The following is a 14,947-nucleotide window of genomic DNA, read 5'->3' on the forward strand; positions in this document are numbered from 1 at the left end:
CGGGAAAAACGGATTATACCGTAAAGCGGGGCCTCAACCCAGCGAAATGCGAGCAAGCCCGGCGCGCGCATGCGCCGCGCAGACTATGGACAAACCACGGCCAAACTCCACACGATCGCCGCGCGCCGCGTCAGCCGCGCTCGCCCAGTTCGCGCAACATCCGCTGCACCGCGCGCGCGGTTTCGATCGGTTTTTCCATCGGAAAAAGATGGCTGCCCTCGATCCATTCGACGTGACCGCCCGTGGCGCGGCGGGTAGCGCTCAAACCGACTTGGCGGATTTCCTTCGACCGCGTGCCGGCGATGAACCCAACCGGCACCGGCGCGCCGCGCGCGAGCCGCGCGCCGAGCGTGTGCGGCAAGGTCCGGTAGATCTGATATTCGATGCGCCGGTCGAATGCGAGGCTGCGCGAGCCGTCGTGTGCAACCTGCGGAATGCCGAAGTCGATATAGTCGGACAGCATGCGCTCGTCCCAACGCGCGAACGCGGGCTTCGAATGGAAATGCCGCCATGCCTCTTCGCGGCTCGCCCAGTGCGTGCGGCGCGTGCGCGTGGCGGCGGCCGGCGAGAGCCGCTCGTCGAGCCCCGTCCACTGCGACACGCGCAGAATGCTGCTGCGCCAGCCGGCCACCACCGGCGAATCGAGCATCACCACGCCCCTCACCCACTGCGGCTTTTTCAGCGCGGCCATCAGCGAAAGATAGCCGCCGAGCGAATGACCGACGAGCCAGACCGGCTGCTCATAACGGCGCCCGACGTCGTCCAGCAACTGCTCGACCAGATGCGGCCAGTCCTGCGTGACGGGAAAGCGCGGGTCGTGCGCAATGCGTTCGATGTAGCGCACTTCGTAGTCGTCGGAGAGTTCGGCGAAAATAGTCCGGTAAGTCGAGGCCGGAAAGCCGTTCGCGTGCGAAAAGTGAATGATGTTTTTCAACTGCGGTTATCTCCGTTCTGTTGTCGCGCGGCCGCTGAAGCTTTGCGCCTCCTGCAGATGCTCCGCGGCACCCTCGTCGCGACGCCTGCCTGGTGGCTGCGTGGGCAGGCCGCCGCTCTTTTAGCGTCTTCTTTTGTGATGGCTCCGTGTTCACGGGCCGAATCCGCGAACGTGGAACGAGCGTTCAACGGTCCATCCAGTAGCGCCGCTGCGTGTCGCGATAACGCTCGACCGTGAGCGCGGCGCCTCGCGTTTGTGGATCTGCATCCGGGCCTGCCGTTGGACCTCCGGTCAGGCCCGCTTGCGGACCCGCTTGTGACCCCGCGTTGCGATCTCCTCGCGCCGCGAAGTGCGGCTCCACAAGAACGCGCACGGCGCCATCCGCATCGCTCCTGCCCAGCTCGATATGCCGCGCCGTATAACGCGCGAGCACGCCCGCACTGGGATGATGAAACCGGTTGCGATAGCCTACCTGAAATAGCGCGACGAGCGGGTCGATAGAATCGAGGAACGGCTCGGTGGAAGAAGTCTTGCTGCCGTGATGCGGAACCACGAGCACCTGAGCGCGCAGCATCGCGGGATCGCGCGAAAGCAGAATGCGTTCAGTCGGCGCTTCGATGTCCGCGGTCAGAAGAGCGGCCAGGGGTTCGCCCTCGACTTGCGGGTCGCGTGCGGGATTCGCCGCACTGCCCGCTTCGCTAACCGCCGCGTTCCGCGCGCGGGTCGGTCCGTTGGTCGGTGCGTTGCGCGCGCCGTTAATCGCCCCGTCAGTCGGCCCGTCCCCCGCCCGAGGCAACGTGCTCACTCGCAGCACGCAGCAATGCGCGTTCGGCTTGCCTTGCAGCGGCCCCGCGTCGGGCCAGAGCATCGCGAATTCGACGCCGTCCCATTGCCAGCGCTGCCCCGCCGCGCACGGCAACGTGTCTGCGCCGTGTTGCCGCGCATTGGCCCAAAGCGCATTGGCGGGCGCGAGCGCCGCGACCATCTGACGAACCTCGATGGCCTCGAGCACAGCCGGCACGCCGCCTGAGTGATCGGAATCGGCATGACTGACGATGAGCGTATCGAGCACGTTCACGCCCTGTGCGCGCAAAAACGGCACCACCACGCGCTCGCCGGCGTGGGTCGACTCGGGCCCCGGCCCGGCGTCGAACAGCAGTGCATGATGCGCGGTCTCGATGAGCACCGACGTGCCCTGACCGATATCGAGCGCGGTCAGCCGGAAACTGCCGTGCGGCGGGCCCGACGGCGCCGCGGCGACAAGCGGCAGCCACGTGAGCGGCGCCGCCCAGCGCAACGGCCAGCCGCGTGGCGCAAGACACCACAGCACGCCCGCCGCGGCGGCGGCGAGCGTCCATCCGTCCGGTTGCGGCAGCCACCAGAGTGCCCAGCGCGGCCCCGACAGCCATTGCAGCCCCGCCATCATCGCATCGAGCAGACCGTGAGCAAGGCGCAGCGCGAATGCGTCGAGCGGCGCAGGCAACGCGAGACCCGCCAATACCGACGGCGTGACGAGCACGCTCACCCACGGAATCGCGAACGCATTCGCGAGCGGGCCGATCAACGGAATTTGCGCGAACCAGTAAACGGTCAGCGGCGCGAGCGCCAGCGTGACGGCGAGCTGCACGTGGGCAGCGCCGTGCAGCCGCTCGCCGAAAGCGCGCAGGCGCCGCGCAGCAGCAGCGCGCAGGCGCGACCAGCGTGAAGCGCGGCCCGCCCCGAGGCCGCTCGCCTCGTCGATCTCGTCGGTGTGCTGCTCATGGTCCTGGATACGCGGCCGTCCCGACGTAGCGTAAAGAATGGCCGCGACCGCGCAAAACGACAACCAGAATCCCGCCGACACCACCGCCCAGGGGTCGATCAGCAACACGAGCCCGAGCGCCCACGCCAGGACGGCCGAGCGCGGCACATTGCGCCCGCTCACATAGGCAAGCGCGACCACGCTCGCCATCCACAGCGCGCGCTGCACCGGCACATTGAAGCCGGCGAGCGCGGCGTGCAGTGCGGCGAACAGCACGCCGCCCGTCACCGCGACGATCTGCGCGGGCAGCCGCAACGGCCAGTTGCGGCCGAGCCATCCAGACCGTCGCCAGAAGGTGCCGAAAAGCCATGCGGCGAGGCCCGCGGCAAAGCCGATATGCAAGCCCGAAATCGCCACCAGATGGCTCGTGCCGGTCGCGCGCATCAGTTGCCAGTCGGCGGCGCTGATTTCGTCCTGAGCGCCGATCGCCAGCGCGACGACGATACCGCGATGCGGCGCACTCGCGAGCACCTTGTCGATTCGCGCACGCAGCGCCGCGCGCCAGCGGTCGACGCTCACGCCGATTCCGTGCGCGCCTCCCGCCAGCCGCGCCGACTGTGCTGGCGCACTCACATAGCCGGTGGCCCGCACGTCGCGGGCGAGCAAAGCGGCTTCCGCGTCGCGCAGCCCGAAATTGGCATTGCCGTGCGGCCGTTTCAGACGCACACGCAAACGCCAGCGCTCGCCCGGTTCGAGCGGCGGCGGGGCTTCGTCCGCTATCCATGCAAGCTGGACGACGCGCGGCAAGCCGGCCCGCGCGGCGGGCGCGAGACCCGAGTCGGGCGGGTCGAAAGACTCGACGTCGAAGAAAAAGCGCGCGCCTTTCTCGTCGCGCGCAGGCAGACCCTTGATCGTGCCTGTGACGTCGAGGTCGCGCCCCTCCCACGCGAGCGGCAAGCTGGACGCGAGCCTCGCTTCGGCACGCGAGGCGGCATAACCGAAACCCGCGCACCACGCCGCGCAGCAAAGCGCGCCCCAACCCGCGAAGCCACGCCAGTGTCGCAACCCCTCATGTAAAGGCGCGCCTTGCTCCTCGCCCCAGACAAGGCAGCGGCCACGCAAGCCCCAGACAGCGACGGCCGACGCCGCACCGCCCAACACGACAAGCGCGCACCAGCCGCCCAAGCCAGGCAGCGCCGCCTGCCGCTGCAGCCACACCACGCCCAACGTAAATCCACCCCACCATGCGCGCATCCGCCCTCCGCCCGCCCTCCGCCCGCCCTCCGCCCGCCATGCGCCGGCGAAACCGCGGACATCGCCCGGCGCACAGCGCACCGCGCGCGAAGCGCGAGCGTCGCCCGGGCGTGGATCCCGCCCGGCGCGAACCACTCAGATCAACCGGAACGATTATGCAGACGAAAGGGCGAGCCGCGGCAGCGCGGCGAGCGCGTTAGCCGTTGTGCCTAGGGCGGCTTCGTCGACGGCCATGCCGCGCAATTGCGCGAGGCCCGCGCCGATGCCCGGAATCTGCTCGGGCGAGTTGCGCTGTTTGTAGATCCACGCAGGCGGGATGTCGGGCGCGTCGGTTTCGACCACGAGCGCGTCGAAGGGCAACTGTTCGGCCAGCCGGCGAATCTGCCGCGCGCGCTCGAACGTCAGATTGCCGCCGAAGCCGAGGTGCATGCCCTGATCGATATACGCCTGCGCCTGCTGGAAGCTGCCGTTGAACGCATGCGCAATGCCGCGGTGAATCTGATGGCGGCGCAAGCCTTTGATCACCTGATCCTGCGATTTGCGCACGTGGCAGATCACCGGCAGATCGAATTCCCGCGCGATTTCCAGCTGGCCGTTGTAGAAGAACTGCTGCCGCGCGTCGTCGAGGCCGTCGACGAAATAGTCCAGACCGATTTCGCCGATGCCCACAAAGCGCGGATCGTCGAGACTCGCTTCGACTTCCACGCGCAGCAGATCGAGGTCGTGTTCCTGCGCGGCAGGCGTGAAGAGCGGATGAATACCGAGCGCGTACGCACCACCCTCGAAGCTGTGCGCAAGTTCGCGCACGGTCGCGAAGTTCTGCCGCCCGATCGCCGGAATCACGATACGCCCGACACCCGCGCCGTGCGCCGCCGCCGCGACGTGCTCGCGGTCGGCGTCGAATTCAGACGCGTCGAGATGGCAGTGCGTATCGATCCACATGACTTGCCTCGTTATCAGAGCGGATTTGGCGAGCGGATGGCCGCCGTAGAAGCAAGGAAGCACAGCTCGCGCCTGCGTATGCCGCCGGCAGCCTCACTGCCTCGCGGTCACACCGGCACGGGCGGCTCTTCGTACAGAACGCCGTCGCGCAAGCGCATGATGCGATCGCAGCGCCCCGCCAGTTCCGGGTCGTGCGTGACGATCACAAAGCTCGTTTCGAGCGTTCGCGACAGTTCGAGCATCAGATTGAAGACCGTGTCGGCCGTGCTGCCGTCGAGGTTGCCGGTCGGTTCGTCGGCGAGCACGCAGGCCGGTTTGGTGACGAGCGCCCGCGCAATCGCCACGCGCTGACGCTCGCCGCCCGACAGCTCGCCCGGCCGATGCTTCGCGCGATGCGCCATGCCGACCCGCTCCAGCACCGCGAGCGCCTCGCGGCGCGAGGCTTCCGTCGTCATGCGGCGGATGCGCAGCGGCATCGCGACGTTATCGAGCGCGGAAAACTCCGGCAGCAGATGATGAAACTGATACACGAAGCCGAGCGCGCGATTGCGCAGGTCGTTGCGTTCGCGCTCGGAGAGTTGCGTGAACGGCTTACCCATCACCGAGACATGGCCTGCGCTCGGTTCGTCGAGACCGCCGAGCACGTGCAGCAGCGTGCTCTTGCCCGAACCCGACGCGCCGACGATCGCGAGCTTCTCGCCGCGCCGCACGCTCAGTTGCGTGTTGTTGAGCACCTGGACGTTCAGCCCGCCCTGCATGAAGGACTTCGAAATGCCGGTCGCTTCCAGCACGTAGGGATGCGGCGTCATTTCCTGAGCGGCCATGGATAAAGTTGCGGAACGGTCATTCATAGCGCAGCGCCTCCGCAGGACGGACCCTGGCGCCGCGCCAGCTGGGGTAAAGCGTCGCCACCGCCGACATCAGGAAGGCAATGATGCCGATGCGCGCGACGTCGGCCGGAATCAGCTCGGACGGCAGCTCGCTGATGAAATACACGGAAGGCGGCAGGAACTGCACGCCGAGCGCATGCTCGATCATCGGCACGAGCCATGGAATGCTCCACGCGATCAGGCAACCGAGCGCGACGCCCGTTGCCGTGCCGATAAAACCGATCGTCACGCCCTGCACGACGAAGATCTTCATGATCGAGCGCGGCTGCGCGCCCAACGTGCGCAAAATCGCGATGTCGGCCTGCTTGTTGGTCACCGTCATCACGAGCGACGACACCAGATTGAACGCCGCCACCGCGATGATCAGCGTGAGGATGATGAACATCATGCGTTTTTCGATCTGCACGGCCGAGAACCAGGTCTTGTTCTGCTGCGTCCAGTCGCGGATATACAGGTCGCCCGACAACGTGCGCGCGAGCTGATGCGCGACTTCGGGCGCCCGCTGCATGTCGACGAGCCGCAGGCGCACGCCGGTCGGCGCGGGCAGCCGGAACAACGCCTGCGCGTCCTTGATGTTGATGAGCGCAAGCGTGCTGTCGTACTCGTAATGCCCGGATTCGAAAATGCCCACCACCGTGAACTGCTTCAGGCGCGGCAGCATGCCGGCCGGCGTAATGGTGCCTTCGGGCGCGACGAGGGTGATCTTGTCGTTGACGGCCACGCCGAGATTGGTCGCGAGATCCGCGCCCAGCACGATGCCGAACTCGCCCGGCACGAGATTGGTCAGCTTGCCGCCTTTCATTTCCTTGCCGATGTCCGACACCTGCGGCTCGAGCGTCGGTTCGACGCCGCGCAGCGCGACGCCGCTCACCGCATCCTGACGCGTGAGCAGCGCCTGCGCTTCGACGTAGGGCGCGGCGCCGATCACTTCCTTGTTCTGGCGCGCTTCCTGGGCGGTGAGCTGCCAGTTGGGCATCGAGCCCGTCGGCGAAAAAATTTCGACGTGGGCGAGCACCGACAGCATGCGGTCGCGCACTTCCTTCTGGAAGCCGTTCATCACCGAGAGCACGACGATCAGCGCCGCCACGCCGAGCGCGATGCCCGACATGGACACGAGCGCGATGAACGAAATGAAGCCGTTGCCGGTCGTGCGTTTGCCGGCGCGCGTGTAGCGCCAGCCGATCTGCCATTCGTAGGGAAATTTCAAGCGAGTCCTTTTCTGCGTTCTTCGACCACCCAGACCGCCGTGCCGCGGCTGCGGGCTTCTGGCGAGCTGCTGGCGGGTGCATCCGGCGCCCGACGTGTCCTGATACGTGTCCTGATCATTGGTGTCGCGGCACTCCGGATGGTTCCGGCCAGGCAGCGCCGTTCAAGCCCGTCCAGACGATTGCCGATGCCGCCACCGTCAACCAAGCGCGAAGTTTGCCATACAATGCCGCGCCGCCGCGTAAAGAGGAGACCGCTGGGACCGGCGGACCCAATGACGGCAGGTGGTGGCTGCCCGCGCAGTCCCCCGCCACGCGCTCACGGTCGGCGCGCTGCCCCACGCAGTCCCTCGCCACGCGACCTGCCACCGGGCGGCACCATGCAGGCGGCGTGCGCCGCGCCGCTTCGATCGAAACCGCCGCGCGCTTTGCCCTACAATGCGCAGCATCATGCACGCCAACCGCCTCCATCTTCTGCTTCCTTTCGCGCTGCCCGCCGCAGCCGACGCCGCCACCGCCCTCCACGACATTCGCAGTCCCGCTCTCGACCGGCTGATCGCACGCGCGACGCTGGCGGAACGCGTGATCGGCGAGGATTTCCAGCGCACGCTGCCGCACGAACGCTGGATCGCGCGCCAGTTCGGCGCTTTATCCGCCGGCTCCGCCGCAGCCCCCGCAGCCGCCGCAGCCGCCGACGAAGCGCCGCTCGCGCCGTACATGCTGCGCGCCGACGGCGGCCAGCCCGGCGACGCGACCTGGGCCTGCGTGCAGCCCGTGCACGTGCGCATCGCACATGATCATCTCGTGCTGATCGACCCGGCATCGCTCGACCTGTCCGATGAAGAAGCGAGCGCGCTCCTCGCGGTGGCGCGTCCGCTGATCGAAGAGCTGGGCGTGCGCATCGAGGCGCCGAAGCCCACGCGCTGGTATCTGTCGGGCGAAGGTTTCGGCACGCTCGCGGGCGCTTCGCCGTTGCGCGCGAGCGGCCGCAACATCGAAATCTGGCTGCCGCACGAAGCGCATTCCGGCGAGCGTTCGCGCGCGTGGATGAAACTGCAGAACGAAGTGCAGATGGCGTGGTTCCAGCACCCCGTTAATGAAGCGCGCGAGGCGCGCGGCCTGCCGGCCGTCAATTCGATCTGGTTTCATGCGCAAGGCGCGGCGCGGCCGGTGCACAGCCCGTTTGCGCGCGTGTTCTCCGACGCCGCTGCCACACGCGGCCTCGCGATGACGGCCGGCGTCCAGAACGCCGCCCCGCCGGCGTCGTTCGGCGCGCTCGTCAGTCAACCGGGCGGCGCGGATGCGGCAAGCGGCTCGTCACACAGCACGCTCGTCGAACTGGATCCCTTTTCCGCGCCTTTCATCGAGCAGGATTGGGCGCGCTGGAACGCGTCGTTCGCGGCGCTCGAGGACGACTGGTTCGCCCCGGCGCTCGCGGCGCTCGAATCCGGCGCGCTCGCCGAACTCGGCCTGACGCTGTGCGGCGACACCGGCTCGGTCACGCTTGCGATCACGCGCGGCGACCTGCGCAAATTCTGGCGGCGGCGCGTGCTGGCCTCGCTTTTCATCGAATGACCCAACGTATGACCGACCTGACTCACGGCCTCCCAGCATGACCCGAATCGTTACGCGCGCCTGTTCTCCCGCCGACGCCGAAGTCCTCGTGCGCCACGGCCTGCATCCGGTGCTCGCGCGCCTCTATGCGGCGCGCGGCGTGTGCCTGCCCGACGAAATCGAAACCGGTCTCGCGCGCCTCGTGCCGCCCGCCGCGCTCAAAGGTTGCGACGAGGCCGCCGTGCTGCTTGCCGACGCGATCGAGCAAAAACGCCGCATGCTGGTGGTCGCCGACTACGATTGCGACGGCGCCACCGCCTGCGCGGTCGCGGTGCGGGGGCTGCGCATGTTCGGCGGGCAGATCGACTATCTCGTGCCGAATCGCTTCGAATACGGCTACGGCCTCACGCCGGAGATCGTCGCGCTGGCCGCGCAGCGCGCGTCGGGCAAGCCGGAACTGCTGATTACCGTGGACAACGGCATTGCGAGCGTGGAAGGCGTGGAGGCGGCCAACGCACTCGGCATCGACGTGCTCGTCACCGATCACCACCTGCCCGGCGACCAGTTGCCGGCGGCGCGCGCCATCGTCAATCCGAACCAGCCGGGCTGCGAGTTCCCGAGCAAGTGCATAGCGGGCGTCGGCGTGATGTTTTACGTGCTGCTCGCGTTGCGCGCGGAACTGCGCCGGCGCGGCGCGTTTGGCGACGCGTTCCCCGAGCCGCGTCTGGACGGCCTGCTCGATCTGGTCGCGCTCGGCACCGTCGCCGATGTGGTCAAGCTCGACGGCAACAACCGCGTGCTCGTCGCGCAAGGGCTGCAGCGCATCCGCAAAGGCAAGATGCAGCCGGGCATTGCCGCCCTCTTTCGCGCGGCGGCACGCGACGCGCGCAACGCGTCCGGCTTCGACCTCGGCTTTGCGCTCGGCCCGCGGCTGAACGCGGCGGGACGCCTGTCGGACATGTCGCTCGGCATCGAATGCTTGACCACCGACGACGTCGGCCGCGCATGGGAACTCGCGCAGCAGCTCGACACGATGAACCGCGAGCGCCGCGAAATCGAAGCCGGCATGCAGCAGCAGGCGCTCGACGACCTCTCGTCGATCGACCCCGACGGCGCCACCACCATCACGCTCTTCAACCCGGCGTGGCATCAAGGGGTGATCGGCATCGTCGCGGGACGGCTGAAGGAGAAGTTCCACCGCCCCGCGTTCACCTTCGCGCTCGCCGACGACAGCGGCCGGCTCGTCAAGGGCTCCGGGCGCTCGATCGCGGGCTTTCATCTGCGCGATGCACTCGATCTCATTTCGAAGCGCGAACCTGGCCTGATCGTCAAGTTCGGCGGCCACGCAATGGCCGCGGGTCTCACGCTCGCCACCGCGGACGTGCCGCGCTTCACGGCCGCGTTCGAAGCGGTCGGCCGCGAGTGGCTGACGGACGACGCGCTCTCGCGCACCGTCGAGACCGACGGCGAGCTCGAAGACGCCTACTTCACGCCGCAGTTCGTCGAAATGCTGGATGCGGCCGTTTGGGGCCAAGGCTTTCCGGCGCCGGTGTTTTCGGGCGAATTCGATGTCGCCTCGCAGGCGCTAGTGAAGGACAAGCACCTCAAGCTGCAGCTCATGCGCGGGCGCCAGCGCTTTAACGCGATCTGGTTCAATCACACGGACACGCTGCCCGCGCGCACCACGGTTGCATACCGGCTCGCGAGCGACACATGGAACGGCGTCTCGCGCGTGCAGCTGATCGTCGAACACGCGGCAAGCTAGAGCGCTCGCGGCAAGCCGCCCGCCGCCGCGCGCGAAAACTGCGCGCGGCGTCGAAAATCTCCGCAAAATCAACCCCAAACACGCGCCGGATCGCCGACAGGCCTGCGGCGCGGCACGCCGATCGGCTATAATTTCCCCTTTTTACGAAGCCACACAAGATCGACATGGAAGCGGAACGTCTCAACGCGATCGAAGCCTCTCTGGCGGACCTGCGCACGCGCGCGGCCGACCTACGGGGGTATCTTTGACTACGACGACAAGTCACGTCGTCTGATCGAAGTCAACCGGGAACTCGAAGACCCGGACGTCTGGAACGACTCGAAACACGCCCAGGCGCTCGGCCGGGAAAAGAAACTGCTCGACGACACCGTCGGCAAACTCACCTCGCTTCACAACGACCTGCGCGACGCGCAAGACCTGTTCGAGATGGCGCGTGAAGAAGGCGACGACGAAACGCTCGTCGCCTGCGAAGCGGACGCGCAAGCGCTCGAGCAGCGCGTCGCCGACATGGAATTTCGCCGCATGTTCGCGAATCCCGCCGACCCGAACAACGCGTTCCTCGACATCCAGGCCGGCGCGGGCGGCACCGAGGCGTGCGACTGGGCGTCCATGCTGCTGCGCCAGTATCTGCGCTACTGCGAACGCAAGGGCTTCAAGACGGAAGTGCTCGAACAGACGGACGGCGACGTCGCCGGCATCAAGAACGCCACCATCAAGATCGAAGGCGAATATGCGTACGGTTTCCTGCGCACCGAGACCGGCGTGCACCGGCTCGTGCGCAAGTCGCCGTTCGACTCGTCGGGCGGACGCCATACGTCGTTCTCGTCGGTGTTCGTGTATCCGGAAATCGACGATTCGATCGAAGTGGACATCAACCCGGCCGATCTGCGTATCGACACGTACCGCGCGTCCGGCGCGGGCGGTCAGCACATCAACAAGACCGATTCCGCGGTGCGTATCACGCACATGCCGTCGGGCATCGTCGTGCAGTGCCAGAACGACCGCTCGCAGCACCGCAACCGCGCCGAAGCCATGGCCATGCTGAAGTCGCGCCTGTACGAAGCGGAAATCCGCAAACGTCAGGCCGAGCAGGACAAGCTCGAAGCGGGCAAGACGGACGTGGGCTGGGGTCACCAGATCCGCTCGTACGTGCTCGACAACAGCCGCATCAAGGATCTGCGCACAAACGTCGAAATCAGCAATACGAAGAGCGTGCTCGACGGCGATCTCGATCCGTTTATCAGCGCGAGCCTGAAGCAAGGCGTCTAAGCGACAACCGGCGCGGCACGCCTGCCGCGCCGCATCTTTTATTGCCTGAGGTTTTTCGCCGACGGGCTGTTCGCAAGCGGCTCAACCCACGCGGACCACGAACACCAAGACCATCATGAACGAACCGATCCAACCGAACCTCGTGCCCGAGGCGGACGACAACAAGATCATCGCGGAGCGCCGCGAAAAGCTGCGCGAGCTGCGCGAGCAAGGCGTCGCCTATCCGAACGACTTCCGCCCCACGCATCACGCGGAAGATCTGCAGGCGCAGTTCGAGCACACCGACAAGGAAACGCTCGAAGCCACTCCGCTCGAAGTCGCAATTGCCGGCCGCATGATGCTCAAGCGCGTGATGGGCAAGGCGAGCTTTGCGACCGTGCGCGACGCCTCGGGTCAGATCCAGTTCTTCATCACGCCCGCCGACGTCGGCCAGGACACGTACGACGCCTTCAAGAAGTGGGACATGGGCGATATCGTCGCGGCGCGCGGCGTGCTGTTTCGCACCAACAAGGGCGAGCTGTCGGTGCGTTGCACGGAACTGCGTCTGTTGTCGAAGTCACTGCGTCCGCTGCCGGACAAGTTCCACGGACTGTCGGACCAGGAAATGAAATATCGGCAACGTTATGTCGATCTGATCGTCACGCCGGAAACGCGCAAGACTTTCGTCGCGCGCACGAAGGCTATTTCATCGATCCGCAAATTCATGGCGGATGCCGGCTTCATGGAAGTCGAAACGCCGATGCTCCACCCTATTCCCGGCGGCGCGGCGGCCAAGCCGTTCACCACGCACCACAATGCGCTCGACATGCAGATGTTCCTGCGCATCGCGCCGGAGCTATATCTGAAGCGCCTCGTGGTCGGCGGCTTCGAGCGCGTGTTCGAGATCAATCGTAACTTCCGCAATGAGGGCGTCTCGGTGCGCCACAATCCGGAATTCACGATGATCGAGTTCTATGCGGCCTACACCGACTACAAATGGCTGATGGACTTCACGGAACAGTTGATCCGCCAGGCCGCCATCGACGCATTGGGCACCGCGACCATCACGTATCAGGGGCGCGAGCTGGATCTGGCGAAGCCGTTCCACCGTCTGACCATCACGCAAGCCATTCAGAAATACGCGCCGCAATACACGAACGAGCAGTTGGCCGACAGCGCGTTCCTGCGCACCGAGCTCAAGAAGTTCGGCGTGGATGCGTCGCAGCCGCAGTTCCTGAACGCGGGCGTGGGTTCGCTGCAACTCGCGCTGTTCGAAGAGACCGCCGAGTCCCAACTGTGGGAGCCGACGTACATCATCGACTATCCGGTCGAGGTCTCGCCGCTCGCACGTGCGTCGGACAAGGTGGCAGGCATTACCGAGCGCTTCGAGCTGTTCATTACGGGCCGTGAGATCGCGAACGGCTTCTCGGAACTGAACGATCCGGAAGACCAGGCGGCGCGCTTCAAGAAGCAGGTCGACCAGAAAGATGCCGGCGACGAGGAAGCCATGTTCTACGACGCGGACTACATCCGCGCGCTCGAATACGGCATGCCGCCGGCGGGCGGCTGCGGCATCGGCATCGACCGTCTGGTGATGATGCTCACCGACAGCCCGAGCATCCGCGACGTCATTCTCTTTCCGCATCTGCGTCGCGAAGACTGAACGCCCCGCGGTTTTCGCGGTTCTCAGAAGAACGCCCGGCTCGCCATGCCGGGCGTTGTCTTTTGCACGTCCGCACTTGGGGCGCTGCGAACCGGCATCGCCTGCTTTGTAACCATCGGTAAAAACCACCCGCGAGCAACCGCGCCTAGCGTGAGCTTTCCGGCAAATCGTTACAATTCGAAACGTCTTCCGGATCGAATTCCGCGAGACTGGGTCTCATTAAAAGTCACTCTGCCGAAGACGGAGGTCCTATGAACAACCCCAACACGCAACCCGCCACGCAAGCTGCCCCGACCACGCCGGCGCCGCCCTCCCAGCGGCGGCTTCACCCGCTCGTCGCGACGGCCGCGGGCGCCGTGCTCGTCGCGAGCCTCGTCGCCACGGCGGCGGTCACCGGCATGTTCCCGAAGGCGTCCAGCACCGGCGAGCCGAGCAATCAGACGCAAGCGGCGCAGGTTGTGCCGCAGACCAGCCAGCAACCGGTTGTGGATTCGGCTGCGCCCGCTAACCTCGCGGCGCAGCAAAGCTCGCAGCAGTATTCGCAGCAAGCGGCACAACCAGCCGCACAACAAACCGCACAGCCGGCAGAACCGGAACCGCAGCCGCAACGCGCGCCGGCTGCCGCCCCGGCGCAGCAGTACGCCCAACAGCAATACGCGCCGCAGCAACCGGCGCAACCGGCGCCTCAATACGCTCAGCAACAACCCGTGCAGGCGGCACATTGCTCGACGTGCGGTACGGTCGTGGGCATCTCTGCCGTGCGGCAGGAAGGCCACGGCACGGGCATCGGCGCGGTGGGCGGCGCGGTGGCGGGCGGCGTGGTCGGCAATCAGTTCGGCAGCGGCAATGGCCGCACGGCCATGACGCTGCTCGGCGCGCTCGGCGGCGGGCTTGCCGGCAATTCGGTGGAAAAGCATCTGCGCAGCACGACGTCGTATTCGGTGCGGGTGCGGATGGAAAACGGCAAGACGCGCTACTTCACCTATCACGAAGCGCCGCCGTTCCAGCAAGGCCAGCGCGTTCGCGTGCAAAACGGCTCGCTGGTCGCCGACTGAGCGCGGCTTTTAACGCCGGCGCGCATAAAAAAGGCGATTCCAATGGAATCGCCTTTTTCTTGAAAGCCTGGGCACGCGCAGGCGCCGACTTGCACACTCAGTAATCCGCGTCTTCGATCCATGCAGCCTGAATCGCTTCGAGGATTTTTTCGTTCGACCGGTTGGGGTCGTCGTCGAATCCTTCGAGTTCCGTCACCCAGCGGTGCAGGTCCGTGAAGCGCACCTGCTGCGGATCGACGTCCTGATGCTTGTCGGTCAGGGCCATCGCGATGTCTTGCGTATCGGTCCACTTCATGGCTGCGTCCTCCTGTTAGTGGTTTTCCTTCGCGTGATTGATCGAGTAACGCGGGATTTCGACGACGAGATCCTGGTCCGCCGGCACGATCGCCTGGCACGACAGACGCGAAGCCGGTTCGAGCCCCCACGCCTTGTCCAGCAGATCGTCCTCGTCTTCCTCGGACGGCGTCAAGGCGGCGAAACCCTCACGCACGATCACGTGACAGGTCGTGCACGCGCACGACTTCTCGCAGGCGTGCTCGATTTCAATGCCGTTATCGAGCAGATTGTCGCAGATGCTCTTGCCGGGCACGGCATCGATCACCGCGCCTTCCGGGCACAGTTCGACGTGAGGCAGCACAACGATTTGAGGCATACGTTTTCCGTTTGGGTCTGAGGCGCGGCCTCAAACAGGCATCG

The 14,947-nt window shown here is 66.3% G+C and carries 12 protein-coding genes; 5 read left to right on the forward strand and 7 right to left on the reverse strand.

Features of this window, described 5'->3' with window-relative positions; genetic code table 11:
- Positions 1 to 130 precede the first annotated feature (130 nt).
- From HV711_RS20780 to HV711_RS20800, 5 genes are all read right to left on the reverse strand, one after another.
- A complete protein-coding gene (locus HV711_RS20780) occupies positions 131 to 934 on the reverse strand; it encodes an alpha/beta fold hydrolase (protein WP_028363415.1) in 804 nt (267 codons plus the stop codon).
- A 184-nt stretch (positions 935 to 1,118) separates the two neighbouring features.
- Entirely contained in the window at positions 1,119 to 3,929 is a 2,811-nt protein-coding gene (locus tag HV711_RS20785) for a DNA internalization-related competence protein ComEC/Rec2 (RefSeq protein ID WP_035477767.1), read from the reverse strand.
- 153 nt (positions 3,930 to 4,082) lie between these two features.
- Entirely contained in the window at positions 4,083 to 4,871 is a 789-nt protein-coding gene (locus tag HV711_RS20790; protein ID WP_035477766.1) for a TatD family hydrolase, read from the reverse strand.
- Between the two features lie 107 nt (positions 4,872 to 4,978).
- Positions 4,979 to 5,722: a lipoprotein-releasing ABC transporter ATP-binding protein LolD gene (lolD, locus tag HV711_RS20795; protein WP_035477764.1), complete on the reverse strand. Its 744-nt coding sequence runs from the start codon at positions 5,720 to 5,722 to the stop codon at positions 4,979 to 4,981.
- Complete coding sequence (locus HV711_RS20800; protein WP_013588912.1) at positions 5,715 to 6,968, reverse strand: lipoprotein-releasing ABC transporter permease subunit; 1,254 nt, start codon at positions 6,966 to 6,968, stop codon at positions 5,715 to 5,717. Before HV711_RS20800 ends, lolD begins: the two co-directional genes overlap by 8 nt.
- 436 nt (positions 6,969 to 7,404) lie before the next feature.
- On the opposite strand from HV711_RS20800, the gene HV711_RS20805 reads away from it, so the two are divergent.
- The 5 genes from HV711_RS20805 to HV711_RS20825 all read left to right on the forward strand — a co-directional run bounded on the left by HV711_RS20805 (position 7,405) and on the right by HV711_RS20825 (position 14,251).
- A complete protein-coding gene (locus HV711_RS20805; RefSeq protein ID WP_035477762.1) occupies positions 7,405 to 8,541 on the forward strand; it encodes a hypothetical protein in 1,137 nt (378 codons plus the stop codon).
- A gap of 37 nt (positions 8,542 to 8,578) precedes the next feature.
- Complete coding sequence (recJ, locus tag HV711_RS20810; protein WP_035477761.1) at positions 8,579 to 10,285, forward strand: single-stranded-DNA-specific exonuclease RecJ; 1,707 nt, start codon at positions 8,579 to 8,581, stop codon at positions 10,283 to 10,285.
- Between the two features lie 164 nt (positions 10,286 to 10,449).
- Positions 10,450 to 11,554 (forward strand): peptide chain release factor 2 gene (gene prfB / locus HV711_RS20815; protein ID WP_013588915.1). Its coding sequence is split into 2 segments (ribosomal slippage): positions 10,450 to 10,530 and positions 10,532 to 11,554, totalling 1,104 coding nucleotides; the frame shifts between segments, so codons are not numbered across the junction.
- 115 nt (positions 11,555 to 11,669) lie between these two features.
- Positions 11,670 to 13,196 carry a lysine--tRNA ligase gene (gene lysS / locus HV711_RS20820; RefSeq protein ID WP_035477759.1) on the forward strand — a complete coding sequence of 509 codons (1,527 nt, stop codon included), beginning with the start codon at positions 11,670 to 11,672 and terminating at the stop codon, positions 13,194 to 13,196.
- 251 nt (positions 13,197 to 13,447) lie between these two features.
- A complete protein-coding gene (locus HV711_RS20825; protein WP_035477757.1) occupies positions 13,448 to 14,251 on the forward strand; it encodes a glycine zipper 2TM domain-containing protein in 804 nt (267 codons plus the stop codon).
- A gap of 97 nt (positions 14,252 to 14,348) precedes the next feature.
- Here HV711_RS20825 and iscX read toward each other — a convergent pair whose 3' ends face one another.
- Together iscX and fdx are read right to left on the reverse strand one after the other, a co-directional pair.
- Entirely contained in the window at positions 14,349 to 14,546 is a 198-nt protein-coding gene (iscX, locus tag HV711_RS20830) for a Fe-S cluster assembly protein IscX (protein WP_013588918.1), read from the reverse strand.
- A gap of 15 nt (positions 14,547 to 14,561) precedes the next feature.
- On the reverse strand, positions 14,562 to 14,903 hold the full coding sequence (gene fdx / locus HV711_RS20835; protein ID WP_013588919.1) for an ISC system 2Fe-2S type ferredoxin: 342 nt from the start codon (positions 14,901 to 14,903) through the stop codon (positions 14,562 to 14,564).
- Between the last annotated feature and the right edge of the window lie 44 nt (positions 14,904 to 14,947).

The sequence above is a fragment of the Paraburkholderia phenoliruptrix genome (genome assembly GCF_902859825.1).
In the GTDB taxonomy this organism is placed as follows: Bacteria; Pseudomonadota; Gammaproteobacteria; order Burkholderiales; family Burkholderiaceae; genus Paraburkholderia; species Paraburkholderia phenoliruptrix.